At 72.8% G+C, this 24,026-nt stretch carries 22 protein-coding genes and 1 pseudogene; 7 read left to right on the forward strand and 16 right to left on the reverse strand.

All coding sequences use genetic code 11. The features are described from left to right. Window positions 1-83: 83 nt before the first annotated feature. Both ACFZBB_RS30965 and ACFZBB_RS30970 read left to right on the forward strand, forming a co-directional pair. On the forward strand, window positions 84-929 hold the full coding sequence (locus ACFZBB_RS30965; protein WP_391129344.1) for a DUF6597 domain-containing transcriptional factor: 846 nt from the start codon (window positions 84-86) through the stop codon (window positions 927-929). A 145-nt stretch (window positions 930-1,074) separates the two neighbouring features. Continuing rightward, the gene (locus ACFZBB_RS30970) at window positions 1,075-1,746 is read left to right on the forward strand and encodes a FadR/GntR family transcriptional regulator (protein ID WP_355333046.1); all 672 of its coding nucleotides are present in this window, start codon (window positions 1,075-1,077) and stop codon (window positions 1,744-1,746) included. 198 nt (window positions 1,747-1,944) lie between these two features. Here ACFZBB_RS30970 and ACFZBB_RS30975 read toward each other — a convergent pair whose 3' ends face one another. From ACFZBB_RS30975 to ACFZBB_RS31005, 7 genes are all read right to left on the reverse strand, one after another. Continuing rightward, on the reverse strand, window positions 1,945-2,799 hold the full coding sequence (locus tag ACFZBB_RS30975) for an amidohydrolase family protein (RefSeq protein ID WP_391129347.1): 855 nt from the start codon (window positions 2,797-2,799) through the stop codon (window positions 1,945-1,947). A gap of 4 nt (window positions 2,800-2,803) precedes the next feature. After that, complete coding sequence (locus ACFZBB_RS30980; RefSeq protein ID WP_391129350.1) at window positions 2,804-3,793, reverse strand: aldo/keto reductase; 990 nt, start codon at window positions 3,791-3,793, stop codon at window positions 2,804-2,806. A 28-nt stretch (window positions 3,794-3,821) separates the two neighbouring features. Continuing rightward, window positions 3,822-4,859 (reverse strand): ABC transporter permease, encoded by a 1,038-nt coding sequence (locus tag ACFZBB_RS30985; RefSeq protein WP_188282963.1) that lies wholly within the window; start codon window positions 4,857-4,859, stop codon window positions 3,822-3,824. Then, the gene (locus ACFZBB_RS30990) at window positions 4,856-6,442 is read right to left on the reverse strand and encodes an ATP-binding cassette domain-containing protein (protein ID WP_391129353.1); all 1,587 of its coding nucleotides are present in this window, start codon (window positions 6,440-6,442) and stop codon (window positions 4,856-4,858) included. The genes ACFZBB_RS30985 and ACFZBB_RS30990 overlap by 4 nt, the downstream gene beginning before the upstream one ends. Before the next feature lie 3 nt (window positions 6,443-6,445). Further along, window positions 6,446-7,483 carry a substrate-binding domain-containing protein gene (locus ACFZBB_RS30995; protein ID WP_391129356.1) on the reverse strand — a complete coding sequence of 346 codons (1,038 nt, stop codon included), beginning with the start codon at window positions 7,481-7,483 and terminating at the stop codon, window positions 6,446-6,448. A gap of 207 nt (window positions 7,484-7,690) precedes the next feature. Beyond that, window positions 7,691-8,500: an SDR family oxidoreductase gene (locus tag ACFZBB_RS31000; RefSeq protein ID WP_391129359.1), complete on the reverse strand. Its 810-nt coding sequence runs from the start codon at window positions 8,498-8,500 to the stop codon at window positions 7,691-7,693. Further along, on the reverse strand, window positions 8,497-9,822 hold the full coding sequence (locus ACFZBB_RS31005) for an enolase C-terminal domain-like protein (protein WP_391129362.1): 1,326 nt from the start codon (window positions 9,820-9,822) through the stop codon (window positions 8,497-8,499). Before ACFZBB_RS31005 ends, ACFZBB_RS31000 begins: the two co-directional genes overlap by 4 nt. Window positions 9,823-10,104: 282 nt before the next feature. On the opposite strand from ACFZBB_RS31005, the gene ACFZBB_RS31010 reads away from it, so the two are divergent. Continuing rightward, window positions 10,105-11,202 carry a PAC2 family protein gene (locus ACFZBB_RS31010; protein WP_391129365.1) on the forward strand — a complete coding sequence of 366 codons (1,098 nt, stop codon included), beginning with the start codon at window positions 10,105-10,107 and terminating at the stop codon, window positions 11,200-11,202. Window positions 11,203-11,261: 59 nt separating this feature from the next. Here the strand turns inward: ACFZBB_RS31010 and ACFZBB_RS31015 are convergent, their stop codons facing one another. From ACFZBB_RS31015 to ACFZBB_RS31040, 6 genes and pseudogenes are all read right to left on the reverse strand, one after another. After that, complete coding sequence (locus tag ACFZBB_RS31015) at window positions 11,262-11,963, reverse strand: NPCBM/NEW2 domain-containing protein (protein WP_391129368.1); 702 nt, start codon at window positions 11,961-11,963, stop codon at window positions 11,262-11,264. A gap of 20 nt (window positions 11,964-11,983) precedes the next feature. After that, a pseudogene (locus ACFZBB_RS31020) lies at window positions 11,984-12,844 on the reverse strand (glycoside hydrolase); the annotation flags it as partial. 123 nt (window positions 12,845-12,967) lie between these two features. Then, window positions 12,968-14,197 (reverse strand): cysteine--1-D-myo-inosityl 2-amino-2-deoxy-alpha-D-glucopyranoside ligase, encoded by a 1,230-nt coding sequence (gene mshC, locus ACFZBB_RS31025; RefSeq protein WP_391129371.1) that lies wholly within the window; start codon window positions 14,195-14,197, stop codon window positions 12,968-12,970. A gap of 118 nt (window positions 14,198-14,315) precedes the next feature. Then, on the reverse strand, window positions 14,316-15,233 hold the full coding sequence (locus ACFZBB_RS31030) for an SCO1664 family protein (RefSeq protein ID WP_391129374.1): 918 nt from the start codon (window positions 15,231-15,233) through the stop codon (window positions 14,316-14,318). Further along, entirely contained in the window at window positions 15,197-15,787 is a 591-nt protein-coding gene (locus tag ACFZBB_RS31035; protein ID WP_355333071.1) for a DUF3090 domain-containing protein, read from the reverse strand. The genes ACFZBB_RS31030 and ACFZBB_RS31035 overlap by 37 nt, the downstream gene beginning before the upstream one ends. 102 nt (window positions 15,788-15,889) lie before the next feature. Then, on the reverse strand, window positions 15,890-16,609 hold the full coding sequence (locus ACFZBB_RS31040; protein ID WP_391129377.1) for an MSMEG_4193 family putative phosphomutase: 720 nt from the start codon (window positions 16,607-16,609) through the stop codon (window positions 15,890-15,892). Window positions 16,610-16,803: 194 nt separating this feature from the next. Between ACFZBB_RS31040 and ACFZBB_RS31045 the strand changes: the two genes are divergently transcribed. Then, the gene (locus ACFZBB_RS31045) at window positions 16,804-17,433 is read left to right on the forward strand and encodes a hypothetical protein (protein ID WP_355333075.1); all 630 of its coding nucleotides are present in this window, start codon (window positions 16,804-16,806) and stop codon (window positions 17,431-17,433) included. Window positions 17,434-17,573: 140 nt separating this feature from the next. Here the strand turns inward: ACFZBB_RS31045 and ACFZBB_RS31050 are convergent, their stop codons facing one another. Beyond that, entirely contained in the window at window positions 17,574-18,629 is a 1,056-nt protein-coding gene (locus tag ACFZBB_RS31050) for an LLM class F420-dependent oxidoreductase (RefSeq protein ID WP_355333077.1), read from the reverse strand. 219 nt (window positions 18,630-18,848) lie between these two features. Here ACFZBB_RS31050 and ACFZBB_RS31055 point away from each other — a divergent pair, with 219 nt between their 5' ends. Together ACFZBB_RS31055 and ACFZBB_RS31060 are read left to right on the forward strand one after the other, a co-directional pair. After that, entirely contained in the window at window positions 18,849-19,829 is a 981-nt protein-coding gene (locus ACFZBB_RS31055; RefSeq protein ID WP_391129380.1) for an aldo/keto reductase, read from the forward strand. Window positions 19,830-20,424: 595 nt separating this feature from the next. Next, window positions 20,425-22,662 (forward strand): helix-hairpin-helix domain-containing protein, encoded by a 2,238-nt coding sequence (locus ACFZBB_RS31060; RefSeq protein WP_391129551.1) that lies wholly within the window; start codon window positions 20,425-20,427, stop codon window positions 22,660-22,662. A gap of 147 nt (window positions 22,663-22,809) precedes the next feature. Here the strand turns inward: ACFZBB_RS31060 and ACFZBB_RS31065 are convergent, their stop codons facing one another. Beyond that, on the reverse strand, window positions 22,810-23,418 hold the full coding sequence (locus ACFZBB_RS31065) for a hypothetical protein (RefSeq protein ID WP_188283517.1): 609 nt from the start codon (window positions 23,416-23,418) through the stop codon (window positions 22,810-22,812). A gap of 47 nt (window positions 23,419-23,465) precedes the next feature. Here ACFZBB_RS31065 and ACFZBB_RS31070 point away from each other — a divergent pair, with 47 nt between their 5' ends. Next, a complete protein-coding gene (locus tag ACFZBB_RS31070) occupies window positions 23,466-23,654 on the forward strand; it encodes a DUF5703 family protein (RefSeq protein ID WP_188283518.1) in 189 nt (62 codons plus the stop codon). A gap of 120 nt (window positions 23,655-23,774) precedes the next feature. Here ACFZBB_RS31070 and chpH read toward each other — a convergent pair whose 3' ends face one another. Beyond that, window positions 23,775-24,008 carry a chaplin ChpH gene (chpH, locus tag ACFZBB_RS31075; RefSeq protein ID WP_391129383.1) on the reverse strand — a complete coding sequence of 78 codons (234 nt, stop codon included), beginning with the start codon at window positions 24,006-24,008 and terminating at the stop codon, window positions 23,775-23,777. Between the last annotated feature and the right edge of the window lie 18 nt (window positions 24,009-24,026).

Genomic DNA, 24,026 nt, shown 5'->3' on the forward strand with positions numbered 1-24,026 from the left:
GACGGCGGTCTTGAAGAAACGCGACACCCGGCCCGTGTCGCGTGGCCGCGCCGTTGTCAGTGGCCGCGTTTACAGTGACGGGCATGAGCGGGCACGGGCTGGGGCGTGGGGTGCTGAGGCCGGACGCGGCGGCCGGACGCGTCGAGGTACGGCGGCAGCAGCCGCGGCCCGCGCTGGCGGCGCTGGTCGACTTCTACTGGAATCCGCGCTGGGACCTGCGCGGGCGGCCGGACCACGAGCAGAAGGTGCTCGCCCACCCCAATGTCCATCTGGTCTTCGAGGCCCCTGAGCCACTGGTGTACGGGGTGCAGCGCGGGGTGTTCAGCCGTGTGCTGCACGGGCGCGACCAGGTGTTCGGGGTGAAATTCCGGCCGGGCGCCTTCCGGCCGTTCATCGACGGGCCGGTGGCGGAGCTGGCCGACCGCGCGGTGCCCGCGGCCGGTCTGCTGGGCGGCCCGGCCAGGGCCGTCGAGGCGCTGAGCCGGGAGATCCTGGCACTGGACGACCTGGCGGCGATGACGGCGCTGGTCGAGGAGTATCTGCTGGAGCTGCTGCCCGGCACCCGGCAGGACCCGGTGGTGGCCGAGGTGGCGGACCTGGTCGAGAGAATCGAGAGGGGTGTCCCCCCGGCCGATGAGCGGGGGAGGATCACCGCCGGCCCGCAGTTCTTCCGGGTGGACGAGCTGGCCCGCGAGCTGGACCTGCCCGTGCGGCGCCTCCAGCGGCTCTTCGCGGAGTACGTGGGGGCGAGCCCCAAGTGGGTGCTGCGCCGCGCCCGGCTGCACGAGGCCGCGGCCCGCGCGGACGGCGGCGCCGACATCGACTGGGCCGCGCTCGCCGCCGACCTGGGCTATGCCGACCAGGCGCACCTGACCCGTGACTTCACCGCGGCGGTCGGCGCACCGCCCAGCCGGTACGCGAGCCGCTGAGCCCGTACGGGGGGCGGTTCGGCCGGTACGCGGGCGGCTGTGCCCGGTTCCGGCCGTTGTTAGGCGTTCCGGCGCGCCGGGCCCATAATGGGGCCTCATACATCGGAGGTCTGGCGGCGGCGGGACCTGAACAGGGGAGGCGCTGATGGCGGTCACCGACGAGGCCATCGAGAGGATCAAGGAGATGATCGTCTCCGGGGCGCTGCGTCCGGGCGACCGGCTCCCCAAGGAGAGCGAACTCGCGGCCGAGCTGGGGCTGTCCCGCAACTCCCTGCGCGAGGCCGTCCGCGCCCTCTCCCTGATCCGCATCCTCGACGTCCGCCAGGGCGACGGCACCTACGTCACCAGCCTCGACCCGCAGCTCCTGCTCGAAGCCCTCAGTTTCGTCGTGGACTTCCACCGCGACGACACCGTGCTCGAATTCCTCGCGGTCCGCCGCATCCTGGAACCCGCCGCCACCGCGATGGCCGCCGTCCGCATCTCCGTCGAGGAGCTGGACGCCCTCGAAGGCAAGCTGGACGCGCTCGGCCCGCAGCCGTCCGTCGAGGAACTGGTCGCCTCCGACCTGGAGTTCCACCGCGGCATCGTCCAGGGCTCGGGCAATTCCGTGCTCTGCTCGCTGCTCGACGGTCTGTCAGGGCCCACCACCCGCGCGCGCGTCTGGCGCGGCATCACCCAGGTGGACGCCGTCAGCCGCACGCTGCATGAGCACCGGGCCATTCTCACCGCCCTGCGCGACCGCGACGCCGAGGCTGCCCGTTCGTGGGCGACGGTGCATGTCGCCAGCGTCGAGCAGTGGCTTCGCTCTACGCTTTAGCCCTCCGGGAGGGGGGAGGGCGCGAACCCTGTGCATTCGCCCTCCCCAGCGCCCCTAAAAGCACGTGGCCGGCCCCCCGGCAAAGGAACCGTCCGGAGCCACGCGCCTAAAAACTCGGCCTGCCGCCCCGGCACAAGAACCGCACCGGGGCCGGGCCCCTATGGGCTCGACCTACCTGCGCAAGGTGAAGGCGCCGGCTCAGGGCCCCGACGGGGGCAGGTTCAGGGCGTAGAGCCGAACGGCGTTGCGGCCGAGGACGGCGTCGCGGGCGGCGGGGGTGAGAGGGGAGAGGGCGGCCTCGGCGAGGGCGACGACGGAGGAGTAGTCGGCGGCGAGGGTGCAGACGGGCCAGTCGGAGCCGAAGAGGACCCGGTCGGGCCCGAAGGCGGCCAGGAGATGACGGGCGTAGGGCAGCACGTCGGCGACGCGCCACCGGTGCCAGTCGGCCTCCGTGACGAGCCCGGAGAGCTTGCACGAGATGTTCGGCAGCGCCGACAGCTCGGTCGTGGAGGCGGCCCACGGCTCCCAGCCCCCGCCGCCGACCGGCGGCTTGGCGCCGTGGTCGAGGACGAACCGCACCTCGGGGAGCGCCCGCACCGTGTCGATGGCGGCGGGGAGCTGGTCGACGGTGACGAGCAGGTCGTAGACGAGCCCCGCGGCGCCGACGGCGGCGAGGCCGGACCTGACGTCGGCGCGCGCCAGCCATCCGGGGTCGGCCTCGTCCTGGACCTGGTGCCGTATGCCGACCAGGGGTCCGAGGGCGGCCAACGCGGCCAGGGTGCCGGGGAGTTCGGGCGAGGTGAGGTCGGCCCAGCCGACGACCCCGGCGACCCGGCCGCCGGAGTCGCGGGCGAGGGCGAGGAGTTCGCGGGTCTCGTCGAGCGAGGAGCTTGACTGGACGAGCACGGTGGCGTCGATCCCGTGCGCGTCGAGCAGCGGAAGGAGTTCCGCGAGGCGGAACGTCCGGGCGATGGGGTCGAGTTCAGCCCCGGTCAGCCACGGCTGGGGGCGCCGTTCGAGGTCCCACAGATGGTGGTGGGCGTCGATCCGCATCCGGTCAGGCCCCCTCGGCGGGGGCCCTGAGCGGCAGCGGCGCGTCCTTGTCCAGCAGCCCGCGGGTGACCAGCGCGTGCCAGAGCGCGTCCGGGATGTCGTACGAGAACAGCTCCGCGTTGTCGCGCACCTCGGCGGCGTTGGCGGCGCCCACCACGGCCGAGACCACCGAGGGGTGCGCGAAGGGGTAGCGCAGCGCGGCGGCCCGCAGCGGGACGTCGAACTCGGCGCAGACGGCGGCGATGTGCTGGGCGCGGGCCAGGATCTCCGGTGGCGCTTCGACGTAGTTGTAGTGCGCGCCGGGTCGCGGGTCGGCCAGCAGGCCCGAGTTGTAGACGCCGCCCACGACGACCTTCGTACCGCGCCGTTCACAGACGGGCAGCAGGTCGTCCAGCGCGGTGCGTTCCAGCAGCGTCCAGCGGCCCGCGCACAGCACGACGTCGACATCGAGGTCCGCGACGAGGCGGGCGAGGATGTCGCTGTAGTTCATGCCGAAGCCGATGGCCTTGACCACACCCTGGTCGCGCAGGTCGGCCAGGGCGGCGAAGCCGGTGTCGTAGATCTCCGGCAGGTGGTCCTCGGGGTCGTGCAGATAGACGATGTCGACGGCGTCCACGCCGAGCCGTTCCAGGGAACCCTCCAGCGTGGCGCGGATGCCGTCGGCGGTGTAGTCCCACTCCCGCGCGCGGGCCGGGGAGTCGGTGTAGCCCTGGTCGTCCGGGGCCTCGCCCGGCCGCAGGTCGCGCAGCCTGCGGCCGACCTTGGTGGAGAGCACGTACGTGGAGCGGTCCCGTCCGGCCAGTGCACGGCCGAGCCGTTCCTCGGACCGGCCGAGGCCGTAGTGCGGCGCCGTGTCGAGGTACACGGGCCCCGCGGCCCCCGTCTCGAAGGCGGCGGCCACGGTGGCCTCGGCCTCCTCCTCGGTGACGGCGCGGTAGAGGTTGCCCAGCGGCGCGCAGCCGAGGCCGAGCCGGGGCAGTACCGGTACGGGCATGGTGACGTTCCCTCCCTCGGGTATCCGGTCAGTCCTGCTTCTCGCCGCTCGCGAAGCGGGAGATGATCAGCGCGACGATGATGATCGCACCGTAGAGGAACTTGTCCCACAGCGGCGGCACACCGCCCAGCGTCGTGACGTTCACGACGAGTTGGAGCGCGACGACACCGGTCAGGGCTCCGAAGAGGGTGCCCTTGCCGCCGTTGAGGCTGACGCCGCCGATCACGGTGGCGGCGAAGACCTGGAAGATCCAGCCGTTGCCCTGGGTCGAGGAGATCGCGCCGTAGTGGCCGACGTAGAGCACACCGGCGAAGGCGGCGAGCAGGCCTGCGACGGCGAGCACGACCCAGGTGATGAGGTCGACCCGGATACCGGCCGCGCGGGCCGCCTCCTTGTTGCCGCCGATCGCGTAGAGCGCCCGGCCGTGCCGCAGATAGCCGAGCGCCAGGCCGCCGAGGACGAAGAGCACCAGGCAGATCCAGACCGCGGCCGGGGCGCCGAGCCAGGACGCGCCGCCGAGGTAGGAGAAGGACGCGGGCACCTCGACGATGGACTTGCCCTGGGATATGCCGTCCTGGAGGCCGCGGAGCATGGTCAGCATGCCGAGGGTGGCGATGAAGCCGTTGACCCGCAGTTTCAGGATCAGGAATCCGTTGAAGCCGCCGATGAGCACGCCCACCAGCAGGCAGAGCGGGATCGAGGACCAGCCGGGCAGCAGCCCGATGCCGTGGTAGGTGGCGGAGCCGGTGCTCGGCATCACCAGCCACATGGCGATCACGGGGGCCACGCCGATGGTGGACTCCAGCGACAGGTCCATCCGGCCGGAGATCAGGATCATCGCCTCGCCGAGCACCAACAGGCTCAGCTCGCTGCACTGTTGGAGGACGCCGAGGAGATTGTCGGAGGTCAGGAAGGTGGGCGACACGATGAAGCCGATGACGCCCAGCAGCAGGATCACCGGCAGCAGGGACAGGTCCCGGTAGCGGGTGAGCTGGATACGCGGCGCCGGCCGCCGGGTCTTGTCCGGTACCGCCACATCGGCGGTCAACTGACTGGTGTCACTCATTCCTCGGCTCCCTCGTCGCTGCCCGAGGGCAGCCCTTCCATGGCCGAGACCAGGTCCCGGTCCCTCCATCCGCTGCCGAACTCGGCGATCACCCGCCCGTGGAAGAGCGCGATCACCCGGTCGCAGACCCGCAGGTCGTCCAGTTCGTCGGAGACGATGACGGCGGCGTCGCCGCGGTCCGCGACGCCTCTGACCACGCCGAGCAGCGCGTCCTTGGACTTCACGTCCACGCCCGCGGTGGGCCGGACGGCCACCAGCACGCGCGGCTCGCGGGCCAGGGCGCGGGCGATGACGACCTTCTGCTGGTTGCCGCCGGACAGGTCGGCCACCGGCTGGGCCGGTCCCGAGGTCTTGATGTCCAGCGAGCTGATCATGCGCTGTGCGAATTCCCTGGTCCTGGACGGCAGGACCGTGCCGTACGGGCCGAGTTGGTCGGTCACGGTGAGGGTGGCGTTCTCCGCGACGCTGCGGCCGAGCACCAGGCCCTGCCGGTGCCGGTCCTCGGGTACGTAGCCGATCCCGGCGCCGAGCGCGTGCGGGACGCTGCCGGGGCGTACGGCCTTGCCCGCGACCAGGGTCCGGCCGCCGGTGGCCTTGCGCAGCCCGACCAGGGTCTCGCCGAGCGCGGTGTTGCCGCTGGCGGTGGCCCCGGCCAGGCCCAGCACCTCGCCGGGGCGTACGGCGAAGTCGATGCTGTCGAAGGCGCCGTCGAGCACGAGCCCTTCGGCGCGCAGGACGGCGTCCCCGCTGTCCGTGGCGCCCTTGGAGACCGACACCGACAGCGAGGTGGACAGCGTCCTGGACGCCGACTCGTCGGCCGACCCCCGGGCGTGCCAGGCCAGTTCGGCCTGCGCCGCCTCACCGGTCATCGCCTCGACCAGTTCCGCCTTGCTCAACTCGGCGACGGGCGCGGTCAGGACATGGCGGGCGTCACGGTAGACCGTGACGGTGCTGCACAGGTCGTAGACCTCCTGGAGGTGGTGCGAGATGAACAGGAAGGCCACGCCCTGCTGTTGGAGGCCGCGCAGCTTGGTGAAGAGCCGCTCGATGCCCGCCGCGTCGAGCTGCGCGGTGGGCTCGTCCAGGATGATGAAGCGCGCGCCGAAGGACAGCGCCCGCGCGATCTCCACGAACTGCCCCTGCTCGACGGTGAGATCACCGGCCCGCGCGGTCGGGTCGACGTCGACCCCGTACTCGGCGAGCAGGTCGCGGGCCCGGCGGCGCAGCGCGGACCAGCGGATCCGGCCGCGGCCGAATCTGTTCAGGAACAGATTCTCCGCGACGGTCAGATCGGGGACGACCATCGACTTCTGGTAGACGCAGGCCACTTTGGACTGCCAGGCGGCGGTGTCGCCGGGCGCGGGGGCGGGCTTCCCGAGGAAGGAGACCCGCCCGGCGTCCGGGGCGTGCAGCCCGGTCAGCACGGAGACCAGGGTGGACTTGCCCGCCCCGTTGCGGCCGACGAGCGCGTGCGAGTCGCCGGCCGCGACGGTGATGCCCACCCGGTCCAGGGCCACGGTGGCCCCGAACCGTTTGACGATGCCCTCCGCGTGGACCGCGGGGGGCGGTACGGCCTCGGCCATGGGTCAGCTCTTCCCGAGCTGGTTGGCCCACAGGCTCGCGTCGTCCACGTTGTCCTTGGTGACCAGCGGGGCGGGGAGCTGGTCCTCAAGACCGTTGGGGATCTTGATGATCGTGGAGTCGTGGTCGGTCGGGCCCGGCTGGAAGGTCTTCCCGGCCAGCGCCTCCTTGGCGTAGTACAGCGCGTACTTCGCGTACAGGTCGGCGGGTTGGGAGATGGTGGCGTCGATCTGCCCGGCCTTGATGGCCTTGAACTCCTCGGGGATGCCGTCGTTGGAGATGATCGTGATGTGTCCCGGCGTGCCCGGCGGCTTGAGCAGGTTCTTCTGCTGGAGCAGCGCGAGCGTCGGCTGGAGGAAGACACCGCCGGCCTGCATGTAGATGCCGTTCAGGTCCGGGTCGGCGGCCAGCGTGGTCTGGAGCTTGGCCGAGGCGGTGGCGCCGTCCCAGTTGGTGACCAGCGGGATCACCTTGATGTTCGGGAATTTGCTCTTCATGCAGGCGGCGAACGCCTCCGAGCGGTCCCGGCCGTTGATCGAGGACAGGTCGCCCTCGAACTCCGCGATCTTGCCCTTTCCCTTGAGCTGTTCGCCCAGGTACTCGCACGCCTTCGTGCCGTACGCCTTGTTGTCCGCGCGGACGACCATGTACACCGGGCCCTTGTCGGGGCGGGTGTCGACGCTGATCACCGGGATCTTCTTCTTGGCCATCTGCTCCAGGGTGGAGGCGATGGCGCCGGTGTCCTGCGGGGCCATCACGATCGCCTTCGCGCCCTCGTTGGCGAAGCTCTGCACGTTCGCGACGAGCTTGCCGATGTCGTTCTGCGAGTTGGTGCGGGGCAGGGCCGAGACGTCACCGGCCTTGACGCCCTTTTCTATGTAGCTGTTGTACGAGTTCCAGAAGTCGCTGTCGGAGCGCGGCAGGTCGATGCCGACCTTGCCGGAGCTGCCCGCCTTGCTGTCGCTTCCCCGGTTGCAACCGGCGAGCGCGGTGACCGCGAGCAGTGCGGCACAGGCGGCCACGGTCGTTCTGCGCAGTCTCATCGTCGAGCCCTGCCCTTCGAATTGTGTGTCGGCTCTGCGGAGGATGTGGTGCGGGGGCGGTGCCTGAGGTGCGAAGGAGCTGACGTGCGGAGGAGCTGAGGTACGGAGGAGCTGACGTGCGGAGGAGCTGACGTGCGGAGGAGCTGACGTGCGGAGGAGCTGACGTGCTTGGTGACGGCTGCCGTGCGCCGAAGCCGGGGTGGCGGCTCAGCCCCCGGCGGGGCGCAGGCGCAGTCCCTGCATTCCGCCGTCGACGGCGAGCGCGGTTCCGGTCACGCTCGCCGCGGCGGGGCTCGCCAGGTAGACGATGGCCGCGGCGACCTCGTCGGCGGACACCAGCCGTCCCAGGGGCTGGCGTGCGTCGAGTGCCGCGCGCTCGGCGGCCGGGTCGTCGGCCTGGTCGAGGAGGCGGCCGATCCAGGGGGTGTCGGCGGTTCCGGGGTTCACGCAGTTGACCCGTACTCCCTCGCGTACGTGGTCGGCGGCCATCGCCAGGGTGAGGGCGAGCACCGCGCCCTTGCTCGCGCTGTACAGCGCCCGCTGCGGCAGTCCCGCGGTCGCGGCGATCGAGCAGGTGTGGGTGATGGAGGCGCTGCCCGGCCGGGCGGCGGCGGCCTCGCGCAGGTGCGGCAGGGCGGCGCGGGCGGTCCGCATCATGCCCAGGACGTTGATGTCCAGCACGCGCTGCCACTCGTCGTCCGGGTTGTCCTCGACGGTGCCGATGGCGCCGATCCCGGCGTTGCTCACCACGATGTGCAGGCTGCCGAGTTCGGCGACGGCCGCGCCGACCGCGGCCCGTACGTCCTCGTCCGAGGTGACGTCGGCGGTGACGGGGACGGTGCCGCTCGGCGCGCCCGCGGTGTCGCGGTCGAGTACGGCGACGCGCGCGCCGCGGGCGGTCAGCAGCGCCGCGGTGGCGGCGCCGATCCCGGAGGCGCCGCCGGTGACGAGGGCGGTGAGGCCCGCGAGGTCCTGGGCGGCGGAGGCGGCGTGCGTCGGATCGGCGCTGGTGCTCATCGGGTCAGCTCCTGTCGGGCCTGTCGCGCCTGCCACACCGGGCCGTCCGGGTAGCGGTAGTCGGCGAGCGACTCCGGGACCATACGGGCGGAGAAGCCGGGCGCGGCAGGGGCGCGGTATCGGCCGTGGTCCATCACCACGGGATCGGTGAAGTGTTCGTGCAGGTGCGGGACGTACTCGATCACCCGGTTGTCCCAGGTGCCGGAGACGGCGACGTAGTCGAACATCGACAGGTGCTGGACGAGTTCGCACAGGCCCACGCCGCCGGCGTGCGGGCAGACCGGGACGCCGAATTTGGCGGCGAGCAGCAGGATCGCGATGTTCTCGTTGACCCCGGCGACGCGGGCCGCGTCGATCTGGACGAAGTCCACCGCGCCGGCCTGGAGGAGCTGCTTGAACACCACGCGGTTGGCAACGTGTTCGCCGGTCGCGACCGGCACCGGCTGGCCCGCGCGGATCGCGGCGTGCGCGAGGACGTCGTCGGGGCTGGTCGGCTCCTCGATCCAGTACGGGTCGAAGGGCGCCAGCGCCCGCATCCACTCCACGGCGTCGGAGACGTCCCAGCGCTGGTTGGCGTCGACGGCGATCCTGATGTCGGGGCCGACCGCGTCGCGGGCCAGCCGCATCCGGCGCAGGTCGTCGTCGAGGTCGCCGCCGACCTTGAGCTTGATCTGCTGGAAGCCCGCGGCGACGGCCTCCTTCGACAGCCGGGTCAACTTGTCGTCGGAGTAGCCGATCCAGCCGGGTTCCGTGGTGTAGGCGGGGTAGCCGCGGCGGCGCAGTTCCGCGGCGCGCTCGGCGCGGCCCGGCTCGGCGCGGCGCAGGATCTCCAGCGCCTCGTCGCGGGTCATGGCGTCGCTGAGGTAGCGGAAGTCGACCATGTCCACGAGCTGTTCCGGGCTCATCCCGGCCAGCAGTTCCCAGACCGGCAGTCCGGCCCGGCGGGCGGCCAGGTCCCAGGCGGCGTTGACCACCGCCCCGGCGGCCATGTGCATCACGCCCTTCTCCGGGCCGAGCCAGCGCAGTTGGGAGTCGTGGGTGAGCAGCCGGTAGAAGCCGCCAAGATCACCCGTGACACTGTCCACCGAGCGGCCGACCACGTAGGGTCGCAGTGTCCTGATCGCCGCGGCGACGACGTCGTTGCCGCGCCCGATCGTGAAGCAGAGACCGTAGCCCGCCAGGCCGCCGGGCGAGTCCGTACGGAGCATGACGTAGGCGGCGGAGTAGTCGGGGTCGGGGTTCATGGCGTCCGAGCCGTCGAGCTGCTCCGAGGTCGGAAAGCGGATGTCGTACACGTCGACCTCGGTAATGGTCGGACTCATGCACACCCCCGTCGTGAGACATCGGATCTTTTTTTGATGATCCGATGTATAGCGGCGCGCGGGGCCGGAAGTCCAGGGGCGGGGCCAAACTTTGTGGGGCAACAGATCGGATGTCTCACCTGGTGGCGCTGCCGGTGACTCATCGGGGGCCGCGCTGGGGATCATCCAGCTACGAGAACCACGGCACCGGCCTCGGTACGCCGTAGGCTGGTGCCGCACGTGCAGGAACAGCAGCCGGTACGGGGACGGCACCGCCCCCCTCCGGTCGGAAGGAGGCGCTGGGTGATCGAGCTCGAGGGGGTACCCGAGCTGATCGACCCGGTCATGGTGGCCGCGTTCGAGGGCTGGAACGACGCCGGGGACGCCGCCTCGACCGCGGTCGGGCACATGGACCGGGAGTTCAAGGGCGAGGTCTTCGCGGCACTCGACGCCGAGGACTACTACGACTTCCAGGTGAACCGCCCCACGGTCTGGATGGACGCCGGGGTACGGCGGGTCGTATGGCCCACCACCCGGCTCTCGGTCGTCAGGATCACGACGCCCAAGCCCCGCGACCTGGTGCTGGTCCGCGGTATCGAGCCCAGCATGCGCTGGCGCTCGTTCTGCAACGAGATCCTGGGCTTCGCCCACGAGCTGGGCGTCGAGATGGTCGTGGTGCTGGGCGCGCTGCTCGGCGACACCCCGCACACCCGGCCGGTCCCGGTCACCGGGGTGACCTCGGACCCCGACCTGGCGACGACGCTCAATCTGGAGGAGTCGCGCTACGAGGGGCCGACCGGCATCGTCGGCATCCTCCAGGAGGCGTGCACGCACGCGGGCATCCCCGCGGTGAGCCTGTGGGCGGCGGTGCCGCACTATGTGTCGCAGCCGCCCAACCCCAAGGCCACCCTGGCGCTGCTCAACCGCCTTGAGGACCTGCTCGACCTGCGCATCCCGCAGGGCGAGCTGCCCGAGGACGCGCGCGCCTGGCAGGTCGGCGTGGACCAGCTCGCGGCCGAGGACAGCGAGGTCGCGGAGTACGTCCAGACGCTGGAGGAGGCGCGGGACACCGCGGAGCTGCCCGAGGCGTCGGGTGAGGCCATCGCCAAGGAGTTCGAGCGCTATCTGCGCCGCCGCGACCCGCAGGCCGGGGAGTACGCGAGCGAGGGCGACGGCGGAGTGCCGCAGTTCCGGGACCGTGCGCAGTCGCCGCGGCTGGACCCGGACAGCGGCGCGGGCGCGGGCACGGACACCGATACGGACGACGGCGCCGACAAGGACGCCGTAGCCGAGGCCGAGGCCGACGACAAGGCCGACGCCGGCAAGGAGACCGACGCCGCCAAGGACGGGGAAGGCGACCTGGACGCCCCGGACGGCGACGGGGACGGCCGCGAGGAGTAGACCGCGCGACGGACAGGGGTGAGGGGGTGCGCGGCGCGCCCCCCCTCACCCTCAACCGGTCACGCGCAGTGGAACCGCGCTCCTGCCCAGTCCCCGTGGTCACCGCTGAGTGACGTCGCCGCCGGGGTGATCTTCAGATGGACGTGCCGGGCCCCGGTCACCGGTACCGACACCGGCACGGTGGCCGACGCCCCGGTGAGCACGGGCGAGGTCCACAGCGTGACGCCGTCCGCGACGACGGAGAAGGTCACCGAGCCGTAGCCGTCGATCTCGTCGTCGATGCCCACGTCCGAGGTGAACACCGAGCACCGGCCGCCGAGGTACACCTCGACGTCGGAGGCCGCGTGCGCCCCGATGCCCTTGGCGTACGTCGTCCCGTCCAGGGTCAGCGTGTGCCCGTCGGCCGCGCCCGACTCGCCGTTGCTGCGGTCGCGTTCCGGCGGCCCCCAGCCGTTGGTCGAGGTCAGCCAGGTCAGATCGCCGGCATACGTGTCGACCGTCGGCGGCGCGGGCATCGCCGCGACCGCGAACGGCTGGACGGCGACCCGGCCGGGCGCCGACGACAGGTAGTCGGCCCGTGCGGTGAGCACGGTCTGTCCCGCCGTGACCCCGGCGGGCGGTGTCACCGAGAAGCGCAGCCGCTTGGTGTTCCCAGCGGTCAGCACGGGCACGGTCTGCGGCGCCGACACCTTCCAGCCGTCCGGCGCCTGGAGCGAGACCTTGGCGCCGACCACCGGCAGCATGCCCGCGGTCAGGTCCACGGCGACGTCGGAGGCGACCCGGTGTGGCGTTCGCCGCGGTTGGCGTTGTGCAGGTAGCAGTCGGAGTCGCCCGGCTCCAGGCCGTAGACCGGGGGCAGGAAGGGCTTGCCGGTCAGCTTGGTGTAGTCGCCGATCACCCGCTTGGCGTCGCCCGCGAAGTAGTAGGCGTCAAAGCGCTGTTCCTTGGCGCTCGCGGTCACCGGCTCGCCGAAGCTGTAGGTGTTGGGCGCGTAGGTGTTGCGGAAGACGCCGTATCCGGCCGTGGAGAGGTAGAACGGCACGGAGTTGGGGTGCCCGCCGTCGTTCCAGTTGCCGTCCACGCTGACCTGGACGGTCCGGCCGCGGTGCGAGGTGTTGCCGCGGCCGTTCTGCATGCCGCCGCCGTAGAACTGCTCGGCCGCGCCGCGGTCGAGGGTCTGGGTGGTGCTGTCCTTGGTCCAGCTCAGCGGCTTCGTCTCGGACCAGACCCGGGTGCCGTCGGCCCGGTAGAGGGCGAAGCGCAGCGGCGCCTTGTAGGCCCGCAGCGTGACGGCCGGGGTGCTCAACTCGTAGGCGTCGCCCGCGTCCTTCCAGCGGGTGGCGGGCGGCGCGCCCTGCGGCAGGACGATGTCGTCGCCGGTCGGATCGGTGAAGGTGCCGTCCGGGGCCAGTTCGATGCGGAAGGTGTCGGCCGACACGAAGCTGACCCGGGCCTGGGCCTGGCCCGCGTGCAGCCGGTAGACGGCACCGGCGTGGTCAAAGCCGGTCACGTCCCCCACGGAGGTCTCGGCGGTCGCGGTGGGTGTGGCGGCCTGCGCGCCGCCGGGTCCCGTGAAGGCCATGAGCAGACCGAGCACGGCTGCACCGACCAGCGCCACTCCAGTGCGCACTCTTGTTTGCATGAAGGGTGTTTAGCGCAAAATCGAGCATTGGACCATGGGCAGAACGGAAGCGAAACGGAAACCGCCCTCGGACTCGGGGTGAGTCCAAGGGCGGTCACGGGTGGGGCGGTTGGGGTGTGCGGGCTACAGCGCGACTCCGAGCAGCGCGTCCACCGTGCGCGACACCAGGCCGGGCGCGCCGGTCTCGGTGCCGCCGTCGGACTCCTGCGCGGCGGCCCAGCGGTCCACGGCGGCCAGGGCGCGCGGCGCGTCGAGGTCGTCGGCCAGCGCCTCGCGGATCTCTTCGAGCAGCGCGTCGGCGGACGGCCCGTCCGGCCGGGAGACGGCGGCCCGCCAGCGCGCGAGCCGCTCGACCGCCTCGGCGAGCACGGCGTCGGTCCACTCCCAGTCGGCGCGGTAGTGGTGGGCGAGCAGCCCGAGCCGGATCGCCGCCGGGTCGACGCCGTCGCGGCGCAGCGTGGAGACGAAGACCAAATTCCCCTTGGACTTCGACATCTTCTCGCCGTGCAGCGCGACCATCCCCGCGTGCACGTACGCCTTCGCGTACGGGTACTCGCCGGTGAGCGCCTGGGCGTGCGAGGCGCCCATCTCGTGGTGCGGGAAGGCCAGGTCGGAGCCGCCGCCCTGGACGTCGAAGCCCATGCCGAGGTGGTCAAGCGCGATGGCCACGCACTCGATGTGCCAGCCGGGGCGGCCGGGGCCGAGCGAGCCGCCGTCCCAGCTCGGCTCGCCCTCGCGGGCGCCCATCCACAGCATCGGGTCCAGCGGGTTCTTCTTGCCCGGCCGGTCCGGGTCGCCGCCGCGCTCGGCGGAGAGCACGCGCATCGTGGCGGCGTCGAGCCCGGAGACCTTGCCGAAGTCGGGGTCGGCGGCGATCGAGAAGTACGTGTCGACGCCGAGTTCGTACGCCGCGCCCGCGTCCCGCAGCCGCTCGATCAGCGGGACGATGCCCGGAATGGCCTCGACCGCGCCGATGTAGTGGGCGGGCGGCAGCATCCGCAGCGCGGTCATGTCCTCGCGGAACAGCGCGGTCTCCCGCTCGGCCAGCTCGACCCAGTCGACGTCGGTCGCGTTGGCCCGCTCCAGCAGCGGATCGTCGATGTCCGTGACGTTCTGGACGTACTCCACCTGGCGCTTCGTGTCGAGCCACACGCGCTGCACGAGGTCGAACGCGTTGTACGTGGCCGCGTGCCCCAGGTGAGTGGCGTCGTAGGGGGTGATCCCGCAGACGTAGATCCGGGCCACCGGGCCCGGATCGATCGTCAGCGGCCCACCGGTCGCGGTGTCGTGGAGACGGAGTGCGCGTCCAGTGCCGGGAAGGGCGGGGACGTCGGAAGCGGGCCAGGCATGCATGTCATGAGATTAACCGTGTAGACGACTGGCAAACGAACCGGAGCTGGGGCAATGCCGGACGAGGCGGCTCGGGCGCGCTGCCCGGAACGGTCTCCCGGACGGCCCGGAGTGCCCCGTGTCAGACCGGCGGCCAGGGGATCGACGGCCACTCGCCGCCGGGCTCGGGATGCACTCCCGACCGCAGCAGCCGCTCGGTCCTGGCCCGTACGGCGGCCGCCTCCGCGGGGGTGATCAGCTCGGCGAGCCGGTCGCCGAGCGCCCCCGACAGCTCCGCCTGGAGCTTGCGCAGTACGGCCACGGCCTCGTCCGGCAGCGGCTCGCCCGCCCAGCCCCACAGCAGGGTGCGCAGCTTGTCCTCGGTGTGGAACGTCACTCCGTGGTCGATGCCGTAGAGCCGCCCGTCGGCGGTCTGGAGCAGGTGGCCGCCCTTGCGGTCGGCGTTGTTGATGACGGCGTCCAGCACGGCCAGGCGGCGCAGGCGTATGTCGTCGGCGTGCACCAGCAGGGCGGTGCGGCCGTTCTCCAGTCGGGCCTCGACGACGGGCTTCCAGCCGGGGGCGGGCTCGGTGTCCTCGGTCAGCCCGAAGAGCTCCGGCTGCGCGGGGTCGGCGTCGGAGTTGGGGTCGGCGTCGGCGTCCGGGGCCTCGTCGAGGCCGGCGTCCGGGGCCGTATCCGTGTCCGTGTCCGTGTCCGCGGTCAGGTCCGGCGGATCGATCCAGAGCTGGACCATGCCCTCGCCGTACGGTCCCTCACGCAGCACGGTGGGCGGCACCAGGCCCCAGCCGGTCGCCTCGGAGACCAGGTAGGCGGCCACCTCGCGCTGGGCCAGGGTGCCGTCGGGGAAGTCCCACAGCGGGCGTTCCCCGGCCACCGGCTTGTACACGCAGGCGAGCGCGCGGCCCTCGTACTCGGTCTCGCAGAACAGCACGGCGTTGGAGGCGTCGCGCACCTGGCCGCGCACGGTCAGCTCGCCGTGGACGAGGGCCTCGGTGCCGGGGCTCAGGCCGACCTCCGGTACCCGTTCTGACGCGGGCATACGTGTCCTTCCGGGTCCAGGGGGAGGCTGCACAGCGGGCACGGCGGGCGCCCCGCGGAGACCACGTCGAGCGCGCGCTTGGCGAAGGAGCGGGCCTGGGCGCCGGTCAGCAGGACGCGCAGCAGCGGCGGGCCGTTCTCGTCGTCTTGGAGCAGCTCTTCCTCGGCCGCCTCCAGGTCGTCCTCGTCCTCACCGGACAGCTCGACCAGCGCCTGCGCCTCGATGACCATCCGCTCGTGGGCGCCGTCCCAGGCCAGGGCCATGGTGCCGACCCGGAACTCCTCCTCGACGGGGGCGTCCAGCGGGGCGGAGTCGGCCAGTTCCGCGGGGGCGACGGCGGGCACCGAGGCGTTGCCGCCCGACCTGCGCACCACCTCGTCCAGCAGCTCGTCCACGCGCTCGGCGAGCGCCGCGACCTGCGTCTTCTCCAGCGCCACGCTGGTGGTCCTGCCCGCCGCGGTGGCCTGGAGGAAGAAGGTCCGCTGACCCGGCTGGCCGACTGTCCCGGCCACGAAACGGTCCGGCTGCTCGTAGAAGAAGACCTGACGGGGCACGTCCCGCTCCGTTATCTCGACTGAATCGCTGCTTTGGTGCGATGCGTTCTGGTGGCATTCGCTGGTTCCACTGCCGGTCCCCCACCCTACTGCGGAAGCTGATCACAGGACGCCGGTGGAGCCTCCGACGACCGCGTCGTCCTCGTTGTCCTGCGGCTTGTCGTGCGGCTCGTCCTGCGGCGGGGGCGGGATCAGCGGGGTCAGGTCGCCGGTGTCGCCGAGGCGGAGCAGGAAGGGGCGGTACGGGGTGTAGCGGATGACGGTCACCGAGCAGGGGTCGGTGCTGATCCGCTGGAAGAGGTCCAGGTGCATGCCGAGCGCGTCGGCGGCCAGCGACTTGATGATGTCGCCGTGCGAGCACACCAGATACAGCGCGTCGGGCCCGTGCTCGGCCTCGATCCTGGCGTTCCAGTCCCGTACGGCGTCCACCGCGCGGGCCTGCATCGCGCGCAGCGACTCGCCGTTCTCACCGGGGAAGACGGCCGCCGACGGGTGCCGCTGGACGGTCGCCCACATCGGCTCCTCCGCCAGTTCGGCCAGCTTGCGGCCCGTCCAGTCGCCGTAGTGGCACTCGCCGACCCGCTCGTCGGTGTGCAGCGGCAGCTCGGGGCGCGTGTCGAGCAGCGGTCCTACGGTCTCCTGACAGCGTTGCAGCGGACTGCACACGACGGCGGCGAGCGGCAGTGCGGCGAGCCGGGCGGCGAGCACGGTCGCCTGGGCCCGGCCGGTGTCGTCCAGGGCGACGCCCGGACTCCATCCGGCCAGCACTCCGTCGGCGTTGGCGGTCGACCGGCCGTGCCGGACAAGGATCACGGTGGGCATGCCCGCCACCGTAACCCTTCCGCCGCCGACCCGTTGTGCTGGGTGACGGCCGTGGCGGGGAAGATCCCCCCGAGCCCCCACCACGGCCGCTGAATTCCCTGCGATCCACTGCCCCCGGCCTAGCCCTCGCCGACTTGCCCCATAGGTAAGGTCTAGGGGTCGGGGGGCCCTTCAGTTTTCGGGCAGCAGTCGGGATGGCGAAGCAGGTGGAGATGTTCAGCAAGGCGACGAGGAGCCGTCCGAGCGCGCGCCGGAGTGGTCCGGCCGGCTCTGACTGGTCTCCGTACGGCCGCCTGGAGGACGCCGCCGACGCGTATTTCCTGCACGCGGACGTCGCGCTCGACGCCATCGAGGGTGTACTCGGCCGCCGCCGGGTGCGCGGCTTCACCCTGGAGCGGGTGGTCGACCTGACCGAGGCGGGCACCTCGGTGTGGCAGGAGGCCGCGGTGTGCGACGGGCGGCGGCTGATCCTGTGGCACAGCGAGGAGTTGGCGGACGACAAGGCGCCGGGAGGCACCGTACTGGACTCGTCGGTGCAGGTGCTGCCGCTGGACTCGATCGGGCACGTCGGGATGCGCACCCTGGTCGGCCGCGACGAGGGCGGGCAGCGGATCGACCGCGGGGTCTATCTGGTGCTGGCCACCGCGATGCCGCACGAGATGAGCGCGGTGCAGGCCGACCCGGACTCGCCGCTGCCGGTCGCCTCCGCCAAATTCCGCCCCGAGGCGTTCCGTTTCAGCAAGTCCCTGGACGACGGCGGCGCCGGGCAGATAGCGCGACTCATCGCCTTCGGGCGGCTGTTGGGGCGGCTGGTACCGAGCTGAGCGCGGCGCTGGGCTCGGCCGTCATAGAGGACGGGCGCTGGGCCGCGTCGAGGCGGGCGCCGCGCACGGCCCCGCGCGCGTCGAGCGGCACGGGGCCGTGGCCGGCCCCCGTGGGGCCGACCCGTCGTCACGTCCTCGCCTTACGCCCCCGCGAGCCCGGCCCGCTCCAGCGCCTCGACGCCCGCCCGTACGCCCGCGATCCGCTCGTCCCGCGTGAATCCGGCGGGCGTGATGTTGAGCGTGGTGACCCCGGCGTCGGCGTACTCGCGCAGCCGGTCCGCGATCCGGTCGACCGTGCCGAGCAGGCAGGTGGAGTCGATGAGGTCCTGCGGTACGGCCGCTCCCGCGCCGTTCTTGTCGCCCGCCAGGTACTTGTCCTGGATCTCGGCGGCCTCCTTCTCGTACCCCATGCGCTGCGCGAGCTGGTTGTAGAAGTTCTGCTTGCGGCTGCCCATGCCGCCGACGTACAGCGCGGTGTACGGGCGGAAGATGTCGGCCAGCGCCGGGACGTCCTCGCCGAGGGCGAGCGGCAAGGTCGGGCTGACGTCGAAGCCGTCCAGCGTCAGACCGGCCTTCTCGCGCCCGGCCCTGATGTGCCGCAGCGCGGTGTCCTCCAGGTGCGCGGCGGACGGGAAGATCAGCAGGGCGCCGTCGGCGATCTCGCCGGTCTGCTCCAGGTTCTTCGGGCCGATCGCGGCGATGTAGAGCGGGATGTGCTCGCGCTCGGGGTGCACGGTGAGCTTGATCGGCTTGCCGGGGCCGCCGGGCAGCGGCAGCGTCCAGTGCTCGCCCTCGTAGCTCAGCCGCTCGCGGGACATCGCCTTGCGGACGATCTCCACGTACTCGCGGGTGCGGGAGAGCGGCTTGTCGAACTTGACGCCGTACCAGCCCTCGGAGACCTGCGGGCCCGACACGCCGAGGCCGAGGCGGAACCGGCCGCCGGACAGCGAGTCCAGGGTCGCGGCGGTCATCGCCGTCATCGCGGGGGCACGCGCCGGGATCTGGAAGATCGCCGAGCCGACGTCGATCCGCTCGGTCTGCGCGGCGACCCAGGAGAGCACGGTGGGGCCGTCGGATCCGTACGCCTCGGCGGCCCAGCACACGTCGTAGCCGAGCCGGTCCGCCTCCTGGGCGACGGCGAGGTTGTCCGCGTCCATCCCGGCGCCCCAGTAGCCGAGGTTGATCCCGAGCCGCATACCGCTCCTCTTTCCGCCGCCGTGTCGTCGCTGTCGCGTCGTCGCTCTCGCGTCCGTCGCTGTCAGGTCTTCGCTGTCGTGTCACCGCCGCCGTCCGCCGACATACTGGCGAGTAACGTCGTTGTACCTCCGGACTGTAGCGCCCCGCCGCGGCACGGGGCCCTGTCAGGTACGTCACTGCTGCCCATTCGGCCGGTGCGGGCAGTAATCTCAGCGCCCATGGAGCATAGGCACCTCGGCCGCACCGGGTTGCGCGTGTCCCGACTCGGTCTCGGCACGCTCACCTGGGGACGCAACACCGGCGAACGCGACGCCGCCGACCAGCTCAAGGCGTTCTGGGACGCCGGGGGCAGCCTGGTCGACACGGCGGACGTGTACGCCGACGGCGGCGCCGAGTATCTGCTCGGGCGGCTGATCGAGGATCTCGTGCCGCGGGCCGATCTGGTGATCTCCACCAAGGCGGGCAGCGTGCCGGACCCCGACCGGCGGTTCGACGCCTCGCGCGGACACCTGCTGTCCGCGCTCGACGCGTCCTTGCAGCGGCTGGGCACGGACTACGTCGACCTCTGGCAGGTGCACGCCTTCGACCCCGGTACGCCCATGGAGGAGACGCTCCAGGCGCTGGACATCGCCGTCAGTTCCGGCCGCGCGCGCTACGTCGGCGTCTCCAACTTCTGCGGCTGGCAGCTCGCCAAGGCCGCCGCGTGGCAGCTCGCCGCGCCCGGGCGGACGCCGCTGGCCAGTACGCAGATGGAGTACTCGCTCCTCCAGCGGGGCGTGGAGCGCGAGGTGCTGCCCGCCGCGATCGACCTCGGGGTCGGCCTGCTGCCCTCCTCGCCGCTCGGCCGCGGTGTGCTCACCGGCAAGTACCGCAACGGCACGCCGCCCGAGTCGCGCGGCGGCTCCGACGACATGGCCGCCTTCGTCGCCCCCTACCTCGACGAGACCGCCCGGCTCATCGTGGACGCCCTCGCGATAGCGGCCGACGGCCTGGCGGTCTCCCCCCTGCACGTCGCCCTCGCCTGGGTACGCGACCGGCCCGGTGTCGCCGCCCCCATCCTCGGCGCGCGCAACGCGCAGCAGCTCATCGCCTCGTTGTCAGTGGAGGCGCTTACGCTTCCGGAAGAGATCTGCCTGGCGCTCGACGACGTGTCAGCACCCCTGCACCGCTATCCGGACCACGACTGGAGCACGCTCTGAACGGCACGCAAGCCTCCCGCCGGTCCACCACCCCACGGAGGCCGCAGTGACCGAATCCCCCACTTCCCCGCCCCGCGCGGACACCCCGCCGCCGGGCGGCCCCGCCGGAGGCCCGGCGAACCCACCGGCTGCTGCGGACGGGCCGTCCACGGCCGGAGGCGGCGCCCCCGCGGCGGGCGAAACCAGCGGCTCCGCCTCGGCCGTGCCGGGCGGCACATCGCCGTCGGCGGGCGTCCCCGCACAGACACCGGCGGGACCCGCCGGAACACCTGCCGCCGCCGACGCGCCGTCAACAGCCGGGGACGGCGGCACCCTCGCAGCGGGTGAATCCACCGGTTCCGCCTCGGCCGCCGCCGACGGCCCGTCCGCCGGGGGCGGCTCGCGGACGGCCCCGCAGGAGCGGCCCACGGGCACGGCGGCCGCCGCGGTGCCGGGGAGCCGTGCCGCCGCCAAGCCGGTCGCCGACGTGGCCGCGCTGGCCGCCGCCGTCCGCTCGATCGAGCGCGGCGACAATCCGGCGGCGCCCGCGCCGCGCGGAGACGCGGCCGAAGCCCGCCGCAAGCGGCGCGAGGCGATGGCGGCGGAGGTCGCCACCATGCAGGCCGCGGAGGCGGCGGAGGTCGGTGCCGGTGCCGGTGCCCCGGCGGGCGCGGACGGCGCGCCGGAGGCCGACGCGGAGGCGACAGACGACGCCCAATCGTCCGTGGAGGCGACGGACGGGACTGGGGACGAGGACGGCGCCGAGGAGCCGTCAGGGGCCGGAACAGGCGCGTCCGAGACGGAAGTTACGGACCCGGACGCCGGTGCGGACGTACCCGAATCGGGGGCCACGGGTCCTGCCCCGGGGTCGCGGCCGTCTGCCGGGGCGGACGCGCCCCAGAGCGGAGTCACAGGCCCCGGCACCGCGCCGCAGGCATCGGCCGGGGCCGACGGCCCTCAGGACGGGCGCGAGGGCCACGGCGAGGCTCAGGCATCCTCCGGGGCGGACGCGGCGCCCGGAGTCGAGGCGCGGCCTCGGGCCGGCGGGGGCGCGGCGTCCGGCGGCGGGGCGGCTTCGGCCGGGGCGCGGGGGCGCGAGGGCGGGTTGCGGAAGGCGGCCGTTGATCCGGCGGCCGTCGCGGCGGCTAAGGCCGTGCTGGAAGAGGGCGGCGCGCCAGGGGAGTTGGCGGAGGCGGCGGTCAGGGCGCTCGGGGAGCGGGCGGGGGAGGCACTGCGGGAGGACCCGTGGCTGGTGCTCGGCCTGCCCGGCGTACGGGTGGAGCCGGCGGACACCTTCGCCCGCGCGCTGCTCGGCGCGCGGTGCCGCCCGGACGACGAGCGGCGGGCGAACGCGCTGGTCGGCTGGCTGCTGGAGCGCGCCGCCGAGAAGGGGCACACGGCCCTGCGGTCGGCAGAGCTACAGGCGGAGCTGGCGGCCCGCGCCGTACCGGACCCGGCGGCGGCCGTGGCCTCCGCCGTGGCCGACGGCCAGGTGCTCGTCTTCCCCGAGCCCCCCGCGCACCCCGCAACGGCCTCGGAGGCCGCGAACGAGGAGGACGACGAGGACGAGGACGGCGCGGCGGACGTACCGCTGCTGATCGGCCTCGACCGGTACGCGCTGGCGGAGGAGAGCCTGGCGGACGGCTGTGTGCGGCTGCTGCGCTCCTTCGAGGGCGACCCCGACACGGACTGGGAGAAGGCCGCCACGGGCGCGCCGTCGAAGTCGGCGGCGGAGCTGATCAGGACCGCCGCGGGCAGCGGCCTGGTCGTGCACTCCGGCGGCGAGGCGGCCCGCGAGGAGCCGACCGCCCTGGTGGCCGCGGCGCGCGCGGCGGGCCTGCGGGCGTACGCCGCCGCGTACACGGCGAACGGCAGGCGGCGGCTGGCCGAAACGCTCGGCGAGGACGCGGCCGTGACGGTCGAGGCGCTGCTGGCCGGTACGCAGGGCCCCGGCAGGTCCGGTGACGGCTCCCTCGCCCTCGACCTGCTCGCGGTGCTCGACGCCCAGCAGTTGGGCATCGAGGAGGCCGCCTCGCTGGTGGAGGCGGTGCCGGACGGCGCCCGGCTGGTGTTCAGCGGCGACGAGCACGCGATGTGGTCGGCGGGCCCCGGTCTGGCCTTCGCCGACATGCTGGCCGCCAAGTCCTGCCCGCGGGTGGCCTCCCGCACCCCGGACCCCGGCCCGATCGGCGAGCTGGTCTCGCTCATCGGCATCGGCGAACTCGCCCCGGTCGAGGCCCCGGACAAGGAGGTCGTCGTCGTACCCGTACGCGACCCGCGCGAGGCCGTGCACCGTACGGTGCAGCTCGTCGCCGACTCCGTACCGCGCGCCATCGGCGTACCCGCGGAGCGGACCCAGGTGATCACGCCGGGGCACGGCGGCGCGGTCGGCACCCGCGTGCTCAACGCGGCGCTCAAAGAACGGCTGAATCCCGGCCCCGGCCGCTTCGCCGGTTTCGACCCCGGCGACCGCGTCGTCCACGTGCCGGTCCCCGGCCGTACGCTGCCCGGCACCGTCGTCGGCGCGGAGCCCGACGGACTGCGGCTGGAGTGCGAGGACGGGCCGGTGCTGGTGCCGCGCGCGGACGTGGCGACGACCGTACGGCACGCCTGGGCGATCACCGGGCACCAGGCGGCCGGGATGCGCTGGCCCGCGGTCGTGGTGGTCGTACCGGGCGACGCGGGGCCGCTGCTCACCCGGTCCTGGGTCTACACGGCGTTCGCGCGCGGCGAGCGGCACCTGTCGGTCGTCCAGGGCGCGGATCAGGGTCTGGCCCAGGCCGTGGCCGGTCCCCAGGCCGCGCCGCGCACGACCCGACTGGTGACCGTACTGCGGGAGCTGGCCGCCGACTGACGGGCGGCGCGGGCCCCGTACGGCTCAACCGCCGCCCACCGGCCCCGCGGGCCCGTACGGGTCCGTCCCGCCGCCCACCGGCTCCGGACGCGCCTGGGGGCGGACTGCGCCCGCTGTCCGCCCCCTCCTGGCGCTCGGGTGCCCCGCTCAGTCCGGGTCGAGCACGCTCAGCTCGTCGTCGAAGACGGCGCTCACGTCGAAGCGGCAGATGACGAGCTGCGGGTCGGCCTGCTCGAAGGGCGCGTCCAGCCACTCCCCCGGTTCCGCGGCCTCCGGCACGGCCGACACCCACACCGTGGAGTCGCCCTCCTCCAGGCCGAACTCCTTGTGGCGCTGGGCGATCTCGTCCGGCTCGTACTCGCCGAAGATCACCCCGACCGCCGCGTTCACCGTGGCGTCCGCCGCGCCATCGCCGTCATCGGCCCTTCTGGCCTGCGCGAACAGCCGGTCGGGCTCAACGATCGTGTAGTCGCGGCGAATCAGCACACTGATGGCCTCCGGGTCCTCGGGACCGGTGTACTCCGGCAGCGAGTCGCCCGCGGGCACCTCGAAGGGAGTCACCTCGTCATAGGTGTCGTACAGCAACTCGTCATACGACTCGGCGGCCGAAGCCAGCGACTCGAACGCCGCGTAGACGGCGGGATCGTCTTCGCCCGTACGGTTCTCGATCGCCTCGAGGTGGCGGTCCAGCGCGGCCTTGACCGCCTCGACAGCGGCTCGGACCTCGGCAACGGTGGGCTGCACGTCATCAGACATGAGGCAGACGCTATCCGCACCGGGGCGTTGCCCGCACAATAGATGCGATGCCGGAATACGAATTCAGAGAGATGTACGTCGCACGCGGGGTCTCCCGCAAGGACGCGACACGACTGCTCACGGACGAGGCCGAGTACGGGCACTGGGAACTGGACCGGGTGCGCCTCTACCCCGACGGCAGCCGCAGGGTGCGGTTGCGCCGCCGGATCATCCGCCAGGTGCGGGCCACATGGTGAGACGCGCGACGGTGGGACGCGGGGTCCGCCGCAGACACGGCCCGGCCCCGGAGCGCGGCATACGCGCTTCCGGGGCCGGTTCCGACGGTTCGGACCACAGGGGTTCCGAACGCCTTGGGACTACTTGTTGACGCAGTAGTTGCCGAAGGCCGGGTTGAGCAGACCGATCACGGAGACCGTGTTGCCGCACACGTTCACCGGCACGTGCACGGGGATCTGGATCAGGTTGCCGGACAGCACACCGGGCGACTGCACAGCGGCGCCCTGGGCGCCGGAGTCGGCGACAGCCATGCCCGCACCCGCGAGCACGAGACCGCCGGTGACAGCCGCAGCGGCTACGACCTTCTTGATCATTTTCTTCCTCCTGATTGA

Origin of the sequence: Streptomyces sp. NPDC008139, from assembly GCF_042957025.1 — a bacterium.
GTDB lineage: Bacteria > Actinomycetota > Actinomycetes > Streptomycetales > Streptomycetaceae > Actinacidiphila.

Excerpts from the sequence above, each read along its gene's own strand:
- ACFZBB_RS30965 (WP_391129344.1), top strand. The coding sequence starts at position 84 with ATGAGCGGGCACGGGCTGGGGCGTGGGGTGCTGAGGCCGGACGCGGCG.
- ACFZBB_RS30970 (WP_355333046.1), top strand. The coding sequence starts at position 1,075 with ATGGCGGTCACCGACGAGGCCATCGAGAGGATCAAGGAGATGATCGTC.
- ACFZBB_RS30975 (WP_391129347.1), bottom strand. The coding sequence starts at position 2,799 with ATGCGGATCGACGCCCACCACCATCTGTGGGACCTCGAACGGCGCCCC.
- ACFZBB_RS30980 (WP_391129350.1), bottom strand. The coding sequence starts at position 3,793 with ATGCCCGTACCGGTACTGCCCCGGCTCGGCCTCGGCTGCGCGCCGCTG.
- ACFZBB_RS30985 (WP_188282963.1), bottom strand. The coding sequence starts at position 4,859 with ATGAGTGACACCAGTCAGTTGACCGCCGATGTGGCGGTACCGGACAAG.
- ACFZBB_RS30990 (WP_391129353.1), bottom strand. The coding sequence starts at position 6,442 with ATGGCCGAGGCCGTACCGCCCCCCGCGGTCCACGCGGAGGGCATCGTC.
- ACFZBB_RS30995 (WP_391129356.1), bottom strand. The coding sequence starts at position 7,483 with ATGAGACTGCGCAGAACGACCGTGGCCGCCTGTGCCGCACTGCTCGCG.
- ACFZBB_RS31000 (WP_391129359.1), bottom strand. The coding sequence starts at position 8,500 with ATGAGCACCAGCGCCGATCCGACGCACGCCGCCTCCGCCGCCCAGGAC.
- ACFZBB_RS31005 (WP_391129362.1), bottom strand. The coding sequence starts at position 9,822 with ATGAGTCCGACCATTACCGAGGTCGACGTGTACGACATCCGCTTTCCG.
- mshC (WP_391129371.1), bottom strand. The coding sequence starts at position 14,197 with ATGCATGCCTGGCCCGCTTCCGACGTCCCCGCCCTTCCCGGCACTGGA.
- ACFZBB_RS31030 (WP_391129374.1), bottom strand. The coding sequence starts at position 15,233 with ATGCCCGCGTCAGAACGGGTACCGGAGGTCGGCCTGAGCCCCGGCACC.
- ACFZBB_RS31040 (WP_391129377.1), bottom strand. The coding sequence starts at position 16,609 with ATGCCCACCGTGATCCTTGTCCGGCACGGCCGGTCGACCGCCAACGCC.
- ACFZBB_RS31045 (WP_355333075.1), top strand. The coding sequence starts at position 16,804 with ATGGCGAAGCAGGTGGAGATGTTCAGCAAGGCGACGAGGAGCCGTCCG.
- ACFZBB_RS31050 (WP_355333077.1), bottom strand. The coding sequence starts at position 18,629 with ATGCGGCTCGGGATCAACCTCGGCTACTGGGGCGCCGGGATGGACGCG.
- ACFZBB_RS31055 (WP_391129380.1), top strand. The coding sequence starts at position 18,849 with ATGGAGCATAGGCACCTCGGCCGCACCGGGTTGCGCGTGTCCCGACTC.
- ACFZBB_RS31060 (WP_391129551.1), top strand. The coding sequence starts at position 20,425 with ATGCAGGCCGCGGAGGCGGCGGAGGTCGGTGCCGGTGCCGGTGCCCCG.
- ACFZBB_RS31065 (WP_188283517.1), bottom strand. The coding sequence starts at position 23,418 with ATGTCTGATGACGTGCAGCCCACCGTTGCCGAGGTCCGAGCCGCTGTC.
- ACFZBB_RS31070 (WP_188283518.1), top strand. The coding sequence starts at position 23,466 with ATGCCGGAATACGAATTCAGAGAGATGTACGTCGCACGCGGGGTCTCC.
- chpH (WP_391129383.1), bottom strand. The coding sequence starts at position 24,008 with ATGATCAAGAAGGTCGTAGCCGCTGCGGCTGTCACCGGCGGTCTCGTG.